Origin of the sequence: Chryseobacterium formosum, from assembly GCF_026460885.1 — a bacterium.
Classification (GTDB): domain Bacteria; phylum Bacteroidota; class Bacteroidia; order Flavobacteriales; family Weeksellaceae; genus Chryseobacterium; species Chryseobacterium formosus.
In genome coordinates, this window is the sequence record NZ_JAOVZW010000004.1 from 101,078 (window position 1) to 118,862 (window position 17,785).

Sequence of the window (17,785 nt, forward strand, 5' to 3'; positions counted from 1 at the left end):
TTATGGTTTTAACTCGGTTAATGGCTGTCCGTTAACGGTTACGTTTTTTAAAGTCACATTTTTCAGATAATCCACTTTATAAGGAATCTGAACGCCAACCATTTTTGCATTAATCATTGTGAAATCTGTTACTGGCGAAGATTCGTAAGCATCAGAAAATACGGCATATTTTCCGCCTTTGTCAACGGTTAAATTTTCAACCCAGATATTTCTGATGGTCGGAATATGATTTCCAGGCTTTTCATAATGCATATTGAAACGCACGGCAGCTTCTTTGTAAGCGCCCACTTTTGTGTTGTAGAAAAATACATTTTCTATCGTTCCGCCACGGCTGGAGCTGGTTTTAATTCGTAAAGCACGGTCAAGATTCTTACTGTCCATCACGTTTCCGATGGCGTAGATATTTTTTGCGCCGCCTGCAATTTCACTTCCAATCACGACACCGCCGTGACCGTCTTTCATTTCGCAGTTTTCGATGATGTGGTTTTCGGCAGGTCTTCCGATGTCTCTTCCGTCCTCGTCTCTTCCGGATTTTATGGCGATACAGTCGTCTCCTGTGTCAAAATAGGAATCTTTAATCCAGACATTTTTACAAGCTTCAGGGTCGAAACCGTCGTTGTTTGGCCCGTGGCTGATTACTTTTACTCTTTCAATCAAAACATTTTCACACAAAACAGGATTCAAATTCCACATTGGAGAATTTTTCACCAAAACATCCGCCATATAGAAGTTTTTAGACTTATAAGGCTGAATGAAATTGGGTCTTAAATACCATCCGTCGCCAAAAATTCTTTCTCTCGCAGGCGTTCTGTTGGCCATATATTCGTGAAGTTTCGCTCTCGCAGGGTTTTGTCTTCCCGGGCGGGATGCGTTGTAGCCATATTTTGTAGCACCACACCAAAACCACCAGTTGTCTAAATCTGAATTTCCATCCAAAGTTCCTTTTCCGGTAACGGCGATATTTTCTTCCTCATAAGCGTAAATTAATGATGAATAATTCATACATTCCATACCTTCCCAACGGGTGAAAACGATAGGGTAGTCGTTGCTGTCCTGACTGAACAAAATCGTTGAACCATCTGTCAGATGCAGATTCACATTAGATTCCAGATAAATGGCACCCGTTAGGAAAACTCCAGGTGGAACCACAACTCTTCCGCCACCTTCAGCGCTGCATTTTTCAATCGCTTTTTTGAAGGCTTCTGTGTTTTTTGTTTTTCCATCTCCAACTGCTCCGAAATCGGTCACCAAATAATCCACTTTCCTGAATTCCGGTTTTTTGATTTGTTTCTTTAAAGCTTTGATTTCTTTTAAAGGTTGCTTTGCGGAAGTCCAAGGTTTGTATTGTGCCGATAAAGATATAGATACTGATGTGAGTAATAGAAATACGAGTTTTTTCATAACGTCGGAATATTGTTTAGTTTTAAGTACTATTAATACTTTCTTTTATAATCGCAATCTAAATTAATTGCAAAAATAAATTATCCTGCACTGTCGGCATATTTAAATTTTTGTAATCGATTGCGCATTTTTCAAAGATATATTAATTATTAGATATAAATTTTTTTTTCATTTATTGAAAAGTCAGCTTAATGAATGTTTATGACTGTAATCATATTGATAATAAATATTTTAATTAAATATAGATTTTTCAGTCTAAAAAGAGTTTATCCAAATTTTTGGTAAAGAAATTGTATAGTGAAATGTATATTAATTAACAAAAATTAACAGCTATGAATATTTCACTTTACGATTTTAAAAACTTGCCGAACCAAACTCAATCTGAACTTGTCATCAATCAAGGACGCATAATGAATGAAAGAGTATTAAATACTGTAAAGTATGTTTTATATGAAATTTCATGTTTTTCTGTGGAAGTCATTTACAATATTGAAAATGGAAAAATTGAAGGTATGAATGTTTTTCAAAACAAAGGAGCCTATTCGAATTAAACATTTCGGCTGTTAAAAAAATACAAAGAGAGCAATATTTGTTCTCTTTTTTTGTGAAATAAGTTCGATCTTAAATACAAAAAAAGCTAAAAAATAATTTTTAGCTTTTATCATTGTAAAATTGTATCGTTAATTGAGTGGTTTTCGACCGGTGAGTAAGTTAATTACTACAACTACAATCGCAATCACTAATAAGGCGTGAATTAAACTTCCTGTATCCATTCCCGGAATTACTCCTAACATTCCTAATACCCATGCTATAATGCAGATTACTGCAACGAGCCACAATATACTTCTCATAATAATAAATTTTTTGGTTACTATTAACTATACATTTTTTATGCCTTTTTTAATAATATTTTGAAATTAGTAAAGTTTGGACTTAGTTTTAGGGTTGAATTTCAATTGTTTAAATTTTTTAATGTGGTATTTTTATTTTTTTTAAAATTTATATTTCACAATCCTATCAACCTTAATTTTTTAAAAAGTTCATGGAGTAGTGGAATAATTGTTGCAAACTTTCATCAAATAATTAATGATAAATAATTTTTTTTCTTGTTCAATGTTAAATTAAAAATTACGATTATGTTGGTTTCTGAAAAACTTTTAATTGCCTATGGTGCAGAGACGGAAATTTTTGAGTCTGGTGAAATTATCTTCAGCGAAGGAGATATTCCTAAGTATTATTATCAAGTTGTTGATGGAAGGATTAAACTCAATACTTATAATGAAGAAGGTAAAGAACTCATTTTCGCTATATTGGAAAGGGGTTTGAGTGTTTGTGAATTGTTATTATTTATTGATAGAAATTATCCGGTAAATGCAATCACTTTTGAAAAATGTACCGTTTTAAAACTTTCGAAAAACAGTTTTGAAAAAATGCTCGATGAAAATCCTCAGACTTCAAGGGATATCAACAAGTTTTTGTCGGAGCGACTATATTATAAGTATATCATGCTGGAAAACAATTCATCTTTAAAACCAGCTGTTCGTGTAAAAGGTGCTTTAGATTATTATAAAAGTTTTACCGATGATCAAACCAAATTTTCTTATCAAATTCCCTTAACGAGACAGCAAATTGCATCATTAACTGCTCTTCGGGTTGAAACGGTTGTAAGAACGGTAAAAATGCTGGAAAAAGAAGGTGTGTTGAAAATTATTAACCGAAAGATTTATGTTTAAATTTCATTAAAAATTAACAATTTCTTAGAATCCATAGATGATGGCACAAATTCTGTAATAAGACAGATAACCAAAATTAGTAGTATGGAAAATATTTATATTAAAGTAGCTTTCTGCAAGAATTGTGGTGGTTATCATTCTTCAGCACCGGAAAATTTATCACAAATCAATCATCCTGAAATCATAGATCATTATTTTTATCATGGTGAACCTTGGTTTACTTTAGATCAATCTGTTTTTGAAAAGTCAGCAATGATGGATGCTACAGAAGTAAAAAGAATGAAACTAAACGATCACAGAGAAAACGATCAAGATTATTGTTTTTGTGCGAAAAAAAATCAGACGATCACAAAAACTCCACATCATCAATTTTCAGTTTTTTCAAACGCTATTTCTCCGGTAAAACAATCAGTGGAAGTGGAAGAGTTTTATTTCAGAGATGTTTATCAGCTTTGCTACAACTTTCATTAGAACAGAACTAGCCTAAATTCTATAATAAATCATCAATATATTTAGTAACTCAAACAAAATGAAAAATTAAGTTGATTATTTAGGCACATTAATCTTTTATTTTGAAACCAATGATGTAAAATCATTAATGTTACAATTATCAATCCTGAAAAGAAATTTTTAGGATTTTTTAATAAACCAAACAAAAAAATAATATGAAAATTACAGACAATTTAAAAAACGAACTATTACAAAACCCTAAAACCATTGAAAGCGTCACTGTACTTTATAAGAAAAAGAAACAATATGAAGGTGTATTGTCATTGGTAAATGAAAATCCTTTTGAAGTAAAGATTTTTGATAAAGACAATAAAGATGAAGAAGAAATGGAACACTTCATCAATTTTGAAAAAGCCATAGAAATTTCTGTTGCTCACTTTGATGGCACAATCAGTGTTTTTAAAGATCTAGAAGTGGATTAATTTAGTTAAAGTTTAAAAGCTGTTTTCATTATGAAAATGGTGAGTTGTCATTTTTAAGTCTTATCATTTGTAATGATGAGACTATTTTTTTGCTCTGAGAATTGGTAAATCCTAAAAGTATCATTTTGATGACTGGATTCTTTTTTCTTCTTGAATTTAGTCTCAATGTCAACTTGGTAACGCCTAAGTTGTTGTTAAAATTAAAATCTTTAATACTCGATTGCGGAAGCTCAACAAAAGGCGGAATAAATTTTTTAAATGTAAAAGGATGATGCTTTCTAAAAGTTACGCAATTCCCCGAATTTTCATATATAACACACTGAAGACGCATCAATAATGAAAAAAGAGCTATACATGCAATAGTTAAAATAACATCAGAGACTAAATAGTCTAACCAAATAATTAGAAAAATTGAAGATATTATTATAGCTGTTAATAAGTACGCAATACACATAGTAAGCCTGTAATTGGATATTTTCATATAGTTATTATTTAAAAGGTTGATTTGGTAGGGATTTGTTTGTTTAACTTTTTCTAAATTTTGTATTATTTGATTTAAATTATTATTTAATAGTGATAAATTTAATAATAAAATTCAAAATTTCGTCATATTTATGGTGCAAATTTAACTTATGTTTTAGATGATTACATGCTGATTTATTTTGATTTATAAATTATGGAGTAATAATTCGTAAATTTTTACCATTATTATCTATAAAGCATTGAAATACATTGATATAAAAATTAAAAATTTTTAGTAAAATATTTTCTTACTATAAATTTTATTAATGAAAAAGCTTTTATTGATGTTGATTTTTCTAATAAAAAATTAAATAATAATATTTTTAACTTTAAAAATCGAGTTTTAATGAACATTTTAATTCTTTGAAAACAATAGAAAATAAAATTTTATAACTGTTATTAGAAAATATTTTGAATAATTGTAATATGCATTAATAAACTAAATGCACTTATTGAGTTGAAAAATTTGGACTGAGAAATATTAATTAAAGTTTTGTCAGAAATAAATTGCTTTTTAGAAACAAGAAAGAGAAATAAACTAATATTTCTCTTTTACAATTTATATAAAAACGAAGTTTAATACTTATAGACAAAAGCATTGATATTCATACCTGCACCTACAGATGCAAATAAAAGAATGTCACCTTTTTTTATAGTGTGAGATGGTAATTCATTATTCAAAATCATTGTTAATAATGATGGAATCGTTGCAACGCTGCTATTTCCAAGTTTGCTGATAACCATTGGCATAATATCGGAAGGTGTAGGAGTGTCGTACAATTGATAAAATCTTTGAACAATAGCTTCATCCATCTTTTCGTTTGCCTGATGAATGATAATTTTATCTAATTGATCGATAGAATATCCACTTTGGTCGAGGCATTTTTTCATCGCTTCCGGAACATTTACAAGTGCAAATTCGTAGATTTTACGACCATTCATTTTAATGAATTTTGTGTCCGGACAACTCTCATTATTATATGATTTTCCAAAGTTTAAAAAATCTTTTTCATTTAAAGTGTATGAAGCAGAAATGTGGGATTTTATACCAGAATCATCATCTTCGGAATTTGCTTCCAAAATAACAGCTCCGGCTCCGTCTGCATAAATCATACTGTCTCTGTCGTGAGCATCTACAACGCGTGAAAGAGTTTCAGCACCGATTACTAAACATTTTTTTGCAATACCGGATTTAATAAAAGCATTTGCCTGAATAATCCCTTCGATCCAACCCGGACAACCAAACAATAAATCGTAGGCAACACAGAAATTATTTTTAATCTGTAATAAATGCTTAACTCTTGAGGCAAGGCTTGGAACCGCATCAGATTGTATCGTCCCAAATTTAATATCTCCAAAATTGTGTGCAAAAATGATGTAATCTAAGGTTTCAGGATCAATTCCTGAATTTTCAATCGCTGCCTTTGCTGCAATAAATCCTAAATCAGAAGTTACCTGATTTTCGCTTGCATATCTTCGTTCTTCAATCCCGGTAATTTTTTGAAGTTTACTGGTAATTGAAAAATTATCTTCCTTTAAATATTCGCCATTTTCATTAAGGAAAATATGTTTATCAAAAAATAGATTGGTAATGGTTTCTGTGGGTATGTAGTTTCCTACACCGGTAATTTTGCTTTTCATATAAAAAATCTCAGTGCATGAGATCTGCTGGAAATATTAAGGTTGTTTTACAAATTTAGATATAAAGGTAATCTATTCTTAATAAAAAAACGCTAAGTTTAACTATTTATTACATTGAATTAATCTTTCGTAGATTCTTCTCAATAATAAATTTTATTACCATCAATCTTTAAAAGGTTGATTTTCTGCATTTTTTTAATGCTTCTGATGACTGTTTCGACTCTTAAACCTATCAAAGCTGCAAGTTGTTGTCTTGTATAAGGAACAACAAAACTATACTTCTCCTGATGATTGAAATAATTTTTGATGTGATCTAATAATTTTTTAACTCTAATATCTGGGTCTGGAATCGCCAAAAAAGTTGAAACAATATATCTGAAATGAAGTCGGTCTGCTGTATATTCATTTAATTTTAAAAAAAGCAAAGGCTCTTCCAATAGGATTCTTAAAAATTTGTGCTTTTCAAGTTTTATAATTTCACATTTTGTAACTGCAACAGCGTTCATTGCATATAGATTTTCTGTAAAAAGATAACTTTCGCCAATACAATGTCCATCAAAAGGAAAACCATGGATAAATTCTTTTCCGTTCTCAAAATAATTATTGAGTTTTACTGTACCTTTTTAATTTGATAATAATATTTTGCGGCATTTCCTTCATTAAAAATAAGTTGATTTGATTGATAAGAATGCACTTCTGCGCCAAAAGAGATAAGTAATTGATCTGAAATGATCATAGTGATTAAGTTATTAGTCTTCTAAATTTATAGATTTAACCTGGTTAATCAATGGTTTGTGGTATATCACAGATGTAAAATCATTATTAATGGGTATTTGGTCTAAGTATTGCGTTAAAAAAAAATAATTTTTTGAATGTTAAGTTTCTTTTAAAACTTAATAATGGTATTTAATAAAGCTTTTACTCAATATTTTTTTTGTTCTTTTGCAAATCGTTAATTTTTTTAAATAAGACTATGTCAAAGTTTGATGAGATCAGACCTTTTTATGATCATGAAGTGAATGATGCTTTACAAAGTATAGCGAGGCATCCGATGATGAAAGCCTTAATGCAGTTTACTTTTCCTGATTCTGATGAAAATTTTTGGCTTAATCAGTTTAAAAATGTTTATACAACGAGTGATTTTCAGCATCAGTTTATTTCGCAGACGATTCGTCAGATTTTGAAGCAGAGCTCTGAAGGATTAACTAAATCCGGTTTTGAAAAATTAGATAGAAATACGGCTTACTTATTCATTTCCAATCATCGCGATATTGTTTTAGATACTTCTTTGCTGAATCTGGTTTTGTTGGATAAAGGTTTAATTATGACCTCTTCTGCAATTGGAGATAATCTTGTTCAGAAAACATTTCTGCATGTTTTGGCAAAATTAAATCGTAATTTTTTAGTTCAGCGAGGTTTGCCGATTCGAGAGCAACTGAACAGTTCAAAAGTGATGTCTGAATACATTCACAATTTATTGCAAAAAGAAAATCGCTCGGTCTGGATTGCTCAACGTGAAGGTCGTACGAAAGACGGAAATGACGCTACACAACAAGGTGTTCTGAAAATGTTGGCAATGGCGTCAGAAAAAGAATCACTGACAGATTTTTTTAAATCGCTTAAAATTGTTCCGTTATCTATTTCTTACGAATATGATCCTACAGATGCTCTGAAAATGCCCCAAGTAATGGCGAAATCTAAAAATGAAGTCTATGTTAAAGATGAAAATGAAGATTTTAATACCATGTTGAGTGGAGTTTTAGGACAGAAAAAACGCATTCATTTGCACGCAGGCGAAGTTCTTGAAACTGAGTTTGATGAAATCGCCTCAACCACTGAAAATAAAAATAAGCAACTTCAGGCGATTGCAAAAATTATTGATGATTCTATTATTGAAAATTACAAACTTTGGCCAACCAAATATATCGCTTTTGACTTATTAAACAATTCTAATCAATATTCTGAATATTATACAGAAGAAGAAAAGCAACTGTTTCAGAGACGGTTAGAAATGAGAATTGACAGTTCGGATACTGTTTTGAAACAGAGTTTTTTAGCAATGTATGCAAATCCAGTGATTAATAAAATCAAATAAGTTTTATTATTTTAGAACAATCAATTAAAATTTATTGTAATACTGTTTTCTGAAAGCTTCGGGAGTAAATCCTGTATATTTTTTGAAGAATTTAACGAAATTGGAAGTATCGAAATAATTCATTTTTTCGGCAATAGCGGCAATTGATAAATCGAAATTAACCAAAAGTCTTTTTGCTTCGAGGATAATTCTGTTTCGGATAATTTCTCCTGCTGATAAATCGATTTGCTGTTTGCAGATAAAATTCAAATGATTCGGAGTTATATTTAATAAAGATGCATAATCTTTCGGTAATTTAATCTCTTGAAAATTAGCTTCGATTAATTCTATAAATTGTTTGAAAATAAGTGAATTATAATTTGTTTTATTAAATGCAGCTTTAGAATCTATTTCTTTATCGGCAAGTGCAAAAATCTGCAGTAAAATTGCCGCAATCATAATTTGTGAACTCCCATTTGGATTTGAAGATTCGGAAATAATTTCTTCAAAATAATTTTTCATTTTATCCGTATTATTTTCGGATAAAACAATCATCTGATCACTCGGAAATAAGTTAAAAAAAGGAAATTGGTCAATTAGAGAAGAATTAATTTGAAGTTGGTCAAAAAAAGTTGACGAAAAATTGACGACATATCCTTCAATATTTTCATCTAAAATCCAGTTATGAACCTGTCCGGGACGCATCAGAAAAATGCTTCCGGGAACAACTTCATACGATTTAAAATCCATGATATTTTCTCCTATTCCTTTTGCAAAATAGGTCAGATGATAAAAAGCATGACGGTGAACTTTTGTTGTTTTCGGGTTGCCTTCAAGATACTCTGAAAACCTGTCAATACTGAAAATCTCATTGATTGAATTGCAGGTCGACAAGGTGTTGATGTCAAATGTAGGATATAAATCTTTCATTATTAAATTCAATAATAATTCGCAGTTATAAAAATGACTATTTATTCGATGAAAAATACCATAAATACTAAGTATGGCAGTTTTAAATTTGAAAAATTAAATTCTCATTTTAGGATAACTTATATTCTTTTTTAAATTCATAAAAAACCTTTTGCTTTGAAGCTTTTTCGAAATTTTTAAGTTGAAAAAATAGAATCGTATAAATATGAGAATTTCTTTTAGAAAAATGAAATATGGAAGTGCAAAAAATTGGCTATGAACTGCGAATTTTCTTTTTAGTCTTACTCATTTATCAAGATTTTAGATTAAATGATTAATTTTTTTTCATACAGAAAAGAAAATTGTCGATGAAATTATTGTTAAATGGATGATTTAAAATGTATCAATCCATAAAATTTGAAAACTGAAAAATCAATGTTAAAAGTAGACGAAGAAATCGCACGTGGCGGACAAGGACAAGTTTTAAACCCCGAAACCTACAGAGATTCTATTGGTACAATGGAGCAATCCGGAAAAAGAAAATGGATTTTTCCGAGAAAACCAAAAGGAAAATACACCAACAAAAGAGAATTGGTAAGTTATATTTTACTTGTAATTTATTTTGCTATACCTTTTATCAAAATCAATGGAAATCCGTTTTTTCGTTTTAATGTAATTGATGGTGAATATTTTATTGCGGGACAGCCTTTTTATCCGCAGGATTTTTTCATTCTTACTTTAGGGGCGATTGCATCTCTTATTTTCATTATTATTTTTACCATTGCATTTGGTAGAATTTTTTGTGGCTGGATTTGTCCTCAAACCATTTTTATGGAATCTGTTTTTCGAAAAATCGAATTTTGGATTGAAGGAGACCGAAACAAACAAATGAGACTTGACCGACAGGAATGGGATTCTGAAAAAATTTGGAAGAGAAGTTTGAAATGGTCTGTTTACGGAGTAATATCCTTGATTATTACACATTTTATGTTCATGTATATCGTTGGATATGAAGAGGTTTTTAATATTATTTCACATGGTCCGTTTGCAAAACTTACCAATTTTATTGTAATGATTCTTTTTACTTCTGCATTTTACTTTGTATTTGCTTGGTTCAGAGAGCAGGTTTGTACATTGGTTTGTCCGTACGGAAGATTGCAGGGTGTTTTAATTGATAAAGAAACGATTAATGTTTTTTATGATTTTAAAAGAGGCGAAAACCGTTCAAAATGGAGAAATAATGAGGACAGAAAAGCAGCAGGAAAAGGAGATTGCATTGATTGTTATCAGTGTGTTGTGGTTTGTCCTACCGGAATTGACATCAGAGACGGACAACAATTGGAGTGTGTAAATTGCACCGCTTGTATCGATGCTTGTGACGAAGTCATGGAAAAAGTGGGACTTCCAAAAGGTCTGATTCGTTACGCATCCGAAAAAGAAATTGAAACTGGAACTCCTTACAAATTTACAGGAAGAATGAAAGGCTTTGCTGTAATTCTGATTTTATTGGTTGGATTTTTAGGGTTTTTGCTTTACAATCGTGGTGAAATGGAAGCAAAATTCATCAAACCTGCAGGAAGTACATTCTTTGTAAGAGATGGAAAAATTACAAACACCTACACCTACACTTTTTTAAACAAAACCAACGAGAAAAAAATAGTAACCATTAAAGTTATAGAACCTTCTCACGCAGAAATCAATTACAGTACAGTAAGCAAAATTACGGTTGACAGAGATAAAATTTCAAAAGGAACCATCAATATCAGCTTCCCAGAAGCCGAAATAAAATTGTCTAAACAAAATATTACGATCGGAGTTTACGATATGAAAGGAAAATTAATAGATTCTTATCAGACGTATTTTGAAGGTCCGTTTAAGTTGCAAATTCCTTAAGAGTTTAGTTCGAAATAAAATAAAGTGAACGATTATCTTCTGAATTATTAGATTAAAACTTTGCTTAAAGTTTTGTTATAAATGTTTAATTGTTAATAATTCTTACGAAAAATTGATACATTTGTCTGATGAATTTTTTTAAACTGTTATTAACAATCTATTTCATAGTGCTTTCTGTAGTGCCGTGCAATGATGTTCACGCGCAGTCTCCGAATAATTCTACAGAATCTTACAGTGTTTTACTCAATTCAGAAGACAATCATTCAAAAGACCAAGGCGATATTTGTTCGCCGTTATGCTCTTGTAACTGCTGTCAGATGACTGTTACTTCTTTCAAAGTTGAGCCTTTGATGCCTTTACCTAAAAAGGCTACAGAATATTTCTCAAAGAAAATTCATTTTCAGAAAAATGATTTCGCTTATTTGGTGTACGACCAGATTTGGCAACCTCCCAAAATTTAATTTTTATTGATTTAATGGAAGACGTGGGTCTTTCATCCATTTGTCGTGGAAACTTTGCAATACCATTGCAATGAGTTCCTGTTCATCTTTGTCGCTCATAATTCATCTCTTTTTTGATGAAATGAGTTCGACATTCAATAAAATTAAATTTCAATGTTAGATAATATCATAAGATTTAGCATCAAGAATAAGATTATCATTGGGATAATGACTTTGATGCTTGTCATTTGGGGGACTTGGAGTGCCACAAAACTGCCTATTGATGCCGTACCTGACATCACAAATAATCAGGTTCAAATAATTACCGTCTGTCCAACTCTTGCCGGACAGGAAGTAGAACAATTAGTCACATTTCCTATAGAGCAGAGCATTGCGAATGTTCCCGATATTGAAGAAACAAGAAGTATTTCCCGATTCGGACTTTCTGTGATTACTGTTGTCTTTAAAGAAAATGTTGATATATATTTTGCCCGTCAATTAATCAGTGAGCAATTAAAACAGGCTTCTGAAGAAATTCCAAAAGGAGTCGGAACTCCTGAAATGGCTCCCGTGAGTACAGGCTTGGGCGAGGTTTACCAATATATCCTCCATCCTAAAAAAGGAAGCGAAAAAAAATACAGCAGTAAAGATTTGCGAACAATGCAGGATTGGATTATCCGCAGACAGCTCAACGGAACTCCCGGCGTTGCAGAGATCAACAGTTTTGGTGGAGAATTAAAACAATACGAAGTTGCTGTAGACCCGAATCGCCTGAAAGCAATGGGAATAAGCATTACCGATGTTTTTACAGCTTTAGAAAAAAATAATCAAAACACAGGTGGAGCCTATATTGATAAAAAACCAAACGCCTATTTCATCCGAGGAATCGGGATTGTTACATCGATTGAAGATATCAAAAATATTGCTGTTAAAAATGAAACAGGAAGCGTTCCTATTTTCATAAAAGATGTTGCCAATGTTGGTTTTGGTCACGCTGTCCGTTACGGAGCTTTGACATATAATGGCGAAGTTGATGCCGTTGGAGGTGTTGTGATGATGCTGAAAGGTGCAAACAGCAACGAAGTCGTTCAAAGAATTAAAGATAAAATCCCTACCATTCAGAAATCGCTCCCGAATGATGTGGTGATTGAACCATTTTTAGACCGAACGGATTTGGTCGGAAGAGCCATCAATACCGTAGAAAAAAACTTAATCGAAGGGGCTTTGATTGTCATTTTCGTTTTAGTCATTTTCCTTGGAAATTTCCGTGCAGGTTTGATTGTCGCTTCGGCAATTCCACTTTCATTGTTATTTGCTTTAGGAATGATGAATGTTTTCGATGTAAGTGCAAATCTGATGAGTTTGGGAGCCATTGATTTTGGTTTGATTGTCGATGGAGCGGTGATTATCGTTGAAGCAACTTTACATCATTTAGGTTTAAGAAAGACCAATAAAATCCTCACGCAATCCGAAATGGATGAAGAAGTTTTCCTTTCTGCATCGAAGATTAGAAGCAGTGCAGCTTTCGGAGAAATCATCATTCTTATCGTTTATATTCCAATCTTGACTTTGGTTGGCGTTGAAGGAAAAATGTTCACACCAATGGCGAAGACAGTTGGATTTGCGATTTTAGGAGCATTGATTTTGTCATTAACCTATATTCCGATGATGAGCGCTTTATTTTTATCTAAAAAGCCGATGACTAAAGAAACTTTTTCAGATAAGATGATGAATAAACTTCAGAAAATCTATCAGCCATTATTAGAAAAAGCTTTAAAAATAAAATACTGGTTGGTTGGCGGAACTGTTGCTTTGTTCGCATTTGCTATTATAATTTTCGGTAGAATGGGAGGCGAATTTATTCCGCAGTTACAGGAAGGAGATTACGCTTTCCACTGTATTCTTCCACAGGGAAGTTCCTTAAGTCAAAGTATTGAAACCTCTATGCAGGCTTCAAGAATTATCAAGCAATTTGATGAAGTAAAAATGGTGGTGGGAAAAACCGGAGCAGCAGAAGTTCCCACCGATCCAATGCCACCGGAAGCTACCGATTTAATTGTCGTTTTAAAATCCCAAAAAGAATGGAAAACGAAAAAATCCTACGAAGAATTAGCCGATGAAATTTCCGAAAAACTTGAAAATATTCCCGGCGTTTTCTTTGAGAAAAATCAACCAATCCAAATGCGTTTTAATGAATTGATGACCGGAATCAGACAGGATGTTGCGGTGAAGATTTTTGGTGAAAATTTAGATTCATTAGCAATTTATGCAGATAAAACTGCAAAAGTCATTCAGTCTGTTAAGGGTGCAAAATCACCACAAATCGAGCGGGTGAGTGGACTTCCGCAAATCAATGTGGAATATGACAGAACCAGAATGGCAAATTACGGTTTAAATATCGAAGATGTGAATAATGCTGTAAGTACCGCTTTTGCAGGGAAATCTGCAGGTCAGGTTTTTGAAAATGAAAGACGATTCGATTTGGTTGTCCGTTTAGACAGCTTAAATCGTACAAATATTGATGACGTAAACAATCTGATGATTTCTACCAATTCGGGAGCTCAGGTTCCACTTTCTCAGGTCGCAAATATTAGTTACAAACTCGGTCCTGCACAAATCAGCCGTGAAGCTGGAAAAAGAAGGATTGTGATTGGTTTTAATGTGAAAGACCGTGATGTGCAAAGTGTTGTGGAGGAAATTCAGAATAAATTAGACAAGCAAATCAAGTTACCTTCCGGATATTATTTCACATATGGTGGTCAGTTTGAGAACTTAAAAGCGGCGAGCGAAAGATTAATGATTGCTGTTCCTGTTTCATTATTATTGATTTTTCTGTTACTATATTTTACATTTCATTCGTTTAAACAGGCAGCGTTGATTTTTACAGCGATTCCTATGAGTGCAATCGGAGGAGTTTTCGCATTATTATTGAGAGATATGCCTTTCAGCATCAGTGCAGGAATCGGATTTATTGCTTTGTTTGGAGTTGCCGTTTTGAATGGAATTGTGTTAATCGGAACTTTCAATCAATTAGAAAAAGAAGGAGAAACCGATATTTTGAAGAGAGTAGTGGAAGGAACAAAAACCCGATTAAGACCTGTTTTAATGACGGCAACAGTAGCTTCATTAGGGTTTTTACCGATGGCAATTTCCACGGGAGCAGGAGCGGAAGTTCAAAAACCTTTGGCAACGGTTGTCATCGGAGGTTTGGTTACAGCAACGTTTTTGACTTTGTTTGTGTTGCCGATGTTGTATATTATTTTTAATTCTAAAATCAATTTTAAAAATTTTAAATCTAAATCTGTATCGGCAGTTGTTGTTTTGTTTTTTTTATTGGGAAATACACTTAAAGCACAACAAGGAAATCCTCTGACAGTACAGCGGGCAACTCAAATCGCTTTGGAAAACAGTCATTTGATGAAATCAAAAGATTTAGATATTAAATCTGCTGAAGCTTTGAAACCAACATCAAAAGAACTTCCGAAAATGAATGTTGATGCACAATTAGGACAATATAATTCCAGAAAATTTGACCAGTCTTTTGCTATTTCTCAGACAATTCCGTTTCCGACTTTGTTTAAAGCCAGAAAAGATTTGATTACCGAGCAAATTAAGGGAAAGCAAATCAGCAAAGAGATTTCGGCGAACGAATTGGCAAAACAGGTCAGAACATATTATTATCAGATTGAATATCTACAATATAATCAGTCGAAACTCAAAAATTTAGACAGTTTGTATAATGATTTTATCCGAATTGCAACGGTAAGATTCAAGGCAGGAGATATTAAGAAAATTGAGATTAATACTGCTGAAACTCAAAAAGGCGAAATCAATTTATTATTGAGACAAAATGAAGTTTATTTGACGAATGCTTATAAAAATTTAAAAACGACTTTAAATACTTCGGAAAATATAGCTGTTCCGTTTGATCAAAATTATCAACCTTTAAAAGCAAATTATGTTTTGGATAGTTCAGCTATTGCAAAACATCCTTTGGTAAAAGCCTTTTATCAGGAAATGGAAATTGCGGAAAAGAACAAGAATGTTGAAAAATCGCAGGGACTTCCCGAATTTACAATCGGTTATACAAATCAGTCGTTGATTGGGTTTCAGAATGTGAATGGGATGGAGCAGTATTTCAATGGCGGAAACCGTTTTCATTCGGCAACAGTTGGTGTTTCGATTCCTTTGACGTTTGGAGCGACAAAAGCAAGAATGGAGTCTTTTGATTACCAAAAACAAATGGCTGAATCGAATGCAAAATTCCAGCAAAAACAATTGGAAACACAATTGGAAAATGCTTTGAACCAATATCAGCAAAACATAAAACAGTATGAATATTATGTGAATCAGGCGATTCCGAATGCGGAGAAAATTACCAAAGCCGGAAAATTAGGCTATAAAACTGGGGAAATTTCTTACGTTGAATATCTTTTCGCATTGCAAACCGCTACGAATATTCAGTTAAAATATCTGGAATCCATTCAGCAGGTCAATGAATCTGTCATTATCATTAATTCAATCATAAATCAATAAAAATGCAAATTAAATATAAAATCATTTCATTAATAATCATCTCAATTTTTGCGATAAGTTGTGGGGGAAAAAAGGAAGAACCTCAAGGTGAAATTAAAACCGAACAGACCGAAGAAAATCACGAGGAAGCCCCTCAAACCATTACGGAATTGACAGAAGAACAAATGAAATCTGTTGGAGTGACTTTGGGAACAATAGAAATGAAAGAACTGACTTCAACCATCAAAGCTAACGGTTTATTGAGAGTTCCCAACAATAAAAAAGCAACCGTAACATCTTTGTATGGCGGAGTTATTCAGACCATTAAAGTTCAGATTGGTGATTTTGTGAGAAAAGGTCAGGTTTTGGCAACCATCAGCAATCCTGAATATATTCGATTACAGGAACAATATTTAACTGTAAACAGCAGAATTTCCTTTGCTGAACAAGAATTTAAAAGACAAAAAGAATTGTTTGATAATGATGCCGGAGCGAAGAAAAATCTTCAAAGTGCCGATGCAGAACTGAAAAGTCTGAGAACTCAACGAGCATCTTTGCAAAGACAATTGCAATTGATGGGAATCAGTCCGGGAAAAGTTTCTAATGGAAATTTACGTTCAGGTTTGGTGATTACTTCACCGATTAGCGGTACAATAAGTAATATCAATGCACAGATTGGAAGTTATGTTGATGTTTCATCGCCGGTTTTGGATATTATTGATAACAATTCTATTCATCTTGATTTACAAGTTTTTGAAAAAGATTTACCAAAAATGAAAATCGGACAACTCGTTCATTTTAAACTGACCAATAATCCTGAAACAGAATATGATGCGAAAATTTACAGTATCGGTTCATCCTTCGAAAATGAGAGCAAAACAATTTCCGTTCACGCCAATGTTACGGGAAATAGGATAGGTTTAATTGACGGAATGAATATCACCGGAATTGTGAGTCTGGATAAAAGTACAACTCCTGCAATTCCTGATGAGGCAATTGTGGAAGCCGATGGAAAATACTATGTGTTTGTTAAGACCAATAAAAAAGCAGAAGAACATAAGGAGGAAAAAAGCGAAAACCACGGAAAAGAAGAAGCTGAAAAACATTCAAAAACAATTAATTTTGAAAAGGTTGAAATCGTGAAAGGTTCTTCTGATATGGGTTATACAGCAATAACTCCAGTTTCTGAAATAGGTCCGGATGCAAAAATTGTAGTTAAAGGTGCGTTTTTTGTGAATGCTAAATTGTCTAATTCTGGTGACCATGGACACTAATAAATCGAAGTAAATGAAAGAAAATATAGAAAACAGACTCATTTATAAAAATACCAAACCAACAAGTATGAGGATTTTGATATATGATTTTTTAAGCAATCAGAAAAGTGCTCTATCGCTTTCTGAAGTAGAAAATCATTTTGAAAATGCAGACAGAACTACCATTTACAGGACTTTAAAAACTTTTGAAGAAAAAGGAATTGTACACAGTATTCAGGAAAGTAATACAACAAAATATAAGCTTTGTGATGACGGTTGTAATGAAAATACTCACCAAGATTGGCATCTACATTTTTACCGCAAAATTTGTAAACAGACCACCTGTAAAAAAGATATTTCGTTTCCTGAAAATATGAAAACGAGTCTCAGGATAGATGAAATACGATTTTTTGCGAAAGGAATCTGCGAAAACTGCCTGGAAGAAGAAAGTTTGCAATAGTATTGCATCAAA

The 17,785-nt window shown here is 32.4% G+C and carries 15 protein-coding genes and 1 pseudogene; 10 read left to right on the forward strand and 6 right to left on the reverse strand.

Going from position 1 to position 17,785, the window contains the following annotated elements; all coding sequences use genetic code 11:
- Complete coding sequence (locus OF897_RS04875) at window positions 1–1,401, reverse strand: glycoside hydrolase family 28 protein (protein WP_267264574.1); 1,401 nt, start codon at window positions 1,399–1,401, stop codon at window positions 1–3.
- 332 nt (window positions 1,402–1,733) lie between these two features.
- Here OF897_RS04875 and OF897_RS04880 point away from each other — a divergent pair, with 332 nt between their 5' ends.
- The gene (locus OF897_RS04880) at window positions 1,734–1,952 is read left to right on the forward strand and encodes a hypothetical protein (RefSeq protein WP_267264575.1); all 219 of its coding nucleotides are present in this window, start codon (window positions 1,734–1,736) and stop codon (window positions 1,950–1,952) included.
- Window positions 1,953–2,081: 129 nt separating this feature from the next.
- Here the strand turns inward: OF897_RS04880 and OF897_RS04885 are convergent, their stop codons facing one another.
- Window positions 2,082–2,252, reverse strand: coding sequence for a lmo0937 family membrane protein (locus tag OF897_RS04885; protein ID WP_267264576.1), 171 nt, complete (start codon window positions 2,250–2,252; stop codon window positions 2,082–2,084).
- A gap of 285 nt (window positions 2,253–2,537) precedes the next feature.
- Here OF897_RS04885 and OF897_RS04890 point away from each other — a divergent pair, with 285 nt between their 5' ends.
- From OF897_RS04890 to OF897_RS04900, 3 genes are all read left to right on the forward strand, one after another.
- Entirely contained in the window at window positions 2,538–3,134 is a 597-nt protein-coding gene (locus tag OF897_RS04890; RefSeq protein ID WP_267264577.1) for a Crp/Fnr family transcriptional regulator, read from the forward strand.
- 84 nt (window positions 3,135–3,218) lie between these two features.
- Window positions 3,219–3,605, forward strand: a complete 387-nt coding sequence (locus OF897_RS04895; protein WP_267264578.1) for a hypothetical protein — start codon at window positions 3,219–3,221, stop codon at window positions 3,603–3,605.
- Between the two features lie 194 nt (window positions 3,606–3,799).
- Window positions 3,800–4,066, forward strand: coding sequence for a hypothetical protein (locus tag OF897_RS04900; RefSeq protein WP_267264579.1), 267 nt, complete (start codon window positions 3,800–3,802; stop codon window positions 4,064–4,066).
- 1,098 nt (window positions 4,067–5,164) lie between these two features.
- On the opposite strand, the gene OF897_RS04905 is transcribed toward OF897_RS04900, so the two are convergent.
- From OF897_RS04905 to OF897_RS04915, 3 genes and pseudogenes are all read right to left on the reverse strand, one after another.
- Window positions 5,165–6,229: a 3-oxoacyl-ACP synthase III family protein gene (locus OF897_RS04905; RefSeq protein ID WP_267264580.1), complete on the reverse strand. Its 1,065-nt coding sequence runs from the start codon at window positions 6,227–6,229 to the stop codon at window positions 5,165–5,167.
- A 140-nt stretch (window positions 6,230–6,369) separates the two neighbouring features.
- Window positions 6,370–6,666 (reverse strand): helix-turn-helix domain-containing protein, encoded by a 297-nt coding sequence (locus OF897_RS04910; RefSeq protein WP_267264753.1) that lies wholly within the window; start codon window positions 6,664–6,666, stop codon window positions 6,370–6,372.
- Between the two features lie 9 nt (window positions 6,667–6,675).
- Window positions 6,676–6,840: pseudogene (locus OF897_RS04915) on the reverse strand (cyclic nucleotide-binding domain-containing protein); the annotation flags it as partial.
- Between the two features lie 362 nt (window positions 6,841–7,202).
- On the opposite strand from OF897_RS04915, the gene OF897_RS04920 reads away from it, so the two are divergent.
- Window positions 7,203–8,324 carry a 1-acyl-sn-glycerol-3-phosphate acyltransferase gene (locus OF897_RS04920; protein WP_267264581.1) on the forward strand — a complete coding sequence of 374 codons (1,122 nt, stop codon included), beginning with the start codon at window positions 7,203–7,205 and terminating at the stop codon, window positions 8,322–8,324.
- Window positions 8,325–8,348: 24 nt separating this feature from the next.
- Here OF897_RS04920 and OF897_RS04925 read toward each other — a convergent pair whose 3' ends face one another.
- Entirely contained in the window at window positions 8,349–9,233 is an 885-nt protein-coding gene (locus tag OF897_RS04925) for a helix-turn-helix domain-containing protein (RefSeq protein ID WP_267264582.1), read from the reverse strand.
- Window positions 9,234–9,647: 414 nt separating this feature from the next.
- Here OF897_RS04925 and ccoG point away from each other — a divergent pair, with 414 nt between their 5' ends.
- The 5 genes from ccoG to OF897_RS04950 all read left to right on the forward strand — a co-directional run bounded on the left by ccoG (window position 9,648) and on the right by OF897_RS04950 (window position 17,773).
- Window positions 9,648–11,105, forward strand: a complete 1,458-nt coding sequence (ccoG, locus tag OF897_RS04930) for a cytochrome c oxidase accessory protein CcoG (protein ID WP_267264583.1) — start codon at window positions 9,648–9,650, stop codon at window positions 11,103–11,105.
- Window positions 11,106–11,233: 128 nt separating this feature from the next.
- Entirely contained in the window at window positions 11,234–11,566 is a 333-nt protein-coding gene (locus tag OF897_RS04935; protein WP_267264584.1) for a DUF6660 family protein, read from the forward strand.
- 153 nt (window positions 11,567–11,719) lie between these two features.
- The gene (locus tag OF897_RS04940) at window positions 11,720–16,081 is read left to right on the forward strand and encodes a CusA/CzcA family heavy metal efflux RND transporter (protein ID WP_267264585.1); all 4,362 of its coding nucleotides are present in this window, start codon (window positions 11,720–11,722) and stop codon (window positions 16,079–16,081) included.
- Between the two features lie 2 nt (window positions 16,082–16,083).
- Entirely contained in the window at window positions 16,084–17,334 is a 1,251-nt protein-coding gene (locus OF897_RS04945) for an efflux RND transporter periplasmic adaptor subunit (protein WP_267264586.1), read from the forward strand.
- 13 nt (window positions 17,335–17,347) lie between these two features.
- Window positions 17,348–17,773, forward strand: a complete 426-nt coding sequence (locus OF897_RS04950; protein WP_267264587.1) for a Fur family transcriptional regulator — start codon at window positions 17,348–17,350, stop codon at window positions 17,771–17,773.
- Window positions 17,774–17,785: the final 12 nt, after the last annotated feature.

Excerpts from the sequence above, each read along its gene's own strand:
- OF897_RS04875 (WP_267264574.1), bottom strand. The coding sequence starts at position 1,401 with ATGAAAAAACTCGTATTTCTATTACTCACATCAGTATCTATATCTTTA.
- OF897_RS04880 (WP_267264575.1), top strand. The coding sequence starts at position 1,734 with ATGAATATTTCACTTTACGATTTTAAAAACTTGCCGAACCAAACTCAA.
- OF897_RS04885 (WP_267264576.1), bottom strand. The coding sequence starts at position 2,252 with ATGAGAAGTATATTGTGGCTCGTTGCAGTAATCTGCATTATAGCATGG.
- OF897_RS04890 (WP_267264577.1), top strand. The coding sequence starts at position 2,538 with ATGTTGGTTTCTGAAAAACTTTTAATTGCCTATGGTGCAGAGACGGAA.
- OF897_RS04895 (WP_267264578.1), top strand. The coding sequence starts at position 3,219 with ATGGAAAATATTTATATTAAAGTAGCTTTCTGCAAGAATTGTGGTGGT.
- OF897_RS04900 (WP_267264579.1), top strand. The coding sequence starts at position 3,800 with ATGAAAATTACAGACAATTTAAAAAACGAACTATTACAAAACCCTAAA.
- OF897_RS04905 (WP_267264580.1), bottom strand. The coding sequence starts at position 6,229 with ATGAAAAGCAAAATTACCGGTGTAGGAAACTACATACCCACAGAAACC.
- OF897_RS04920 (WP_267264581.1), top strand. The coding sequence starts at position 7,203 with ATGTCAAAGTTTGATGAGATCAGACCTTTTTATGATCATGAAGTGAAT.
- OF897_RS04925 (WP_267264582.1), bottom strand. The coding sequence starts at position 9,233 with ATGAAAGATTTATATCCTACATTTGACATCAACACCTTGTCGACCTGC.
- ccoG (WP_267264583.1), top strand. The coding sequence starts at position 9,648 with ATGTTAAAAGTAGACGAAGAAATCGCACGTGGCGGACAAGGACAAGTT.
- OF897_RS04935 (WP_267264584.1), top strand. The coding sequence starts at position 11,234 with ATGAATTTTTTTAAACTGTTATTAACAATCTATTTCATAGTGCTTTCT.
- OF897_RS04940 (WP_267264585.1), top strand. The coding sequence starts at position 11,720 with ATGTTAGATAATATCATAAGATTTAGCATCAAGAATAAGATTATCATT.
- OF897_RS04945 (WP_267264586.1), top strand. The coding sequence starts at position 16,084 with ATGCAAATTAAATATAAAATCATTTCATTAATAATCATCTCAATTTTT.
- OF897_RS04950 (WP_267264587.1), top strand. The coding sequence starts at position 17,348 with ATGAAAGAAAATATAGAAAACAGACTCATTTATAAAAATACCAAACCA.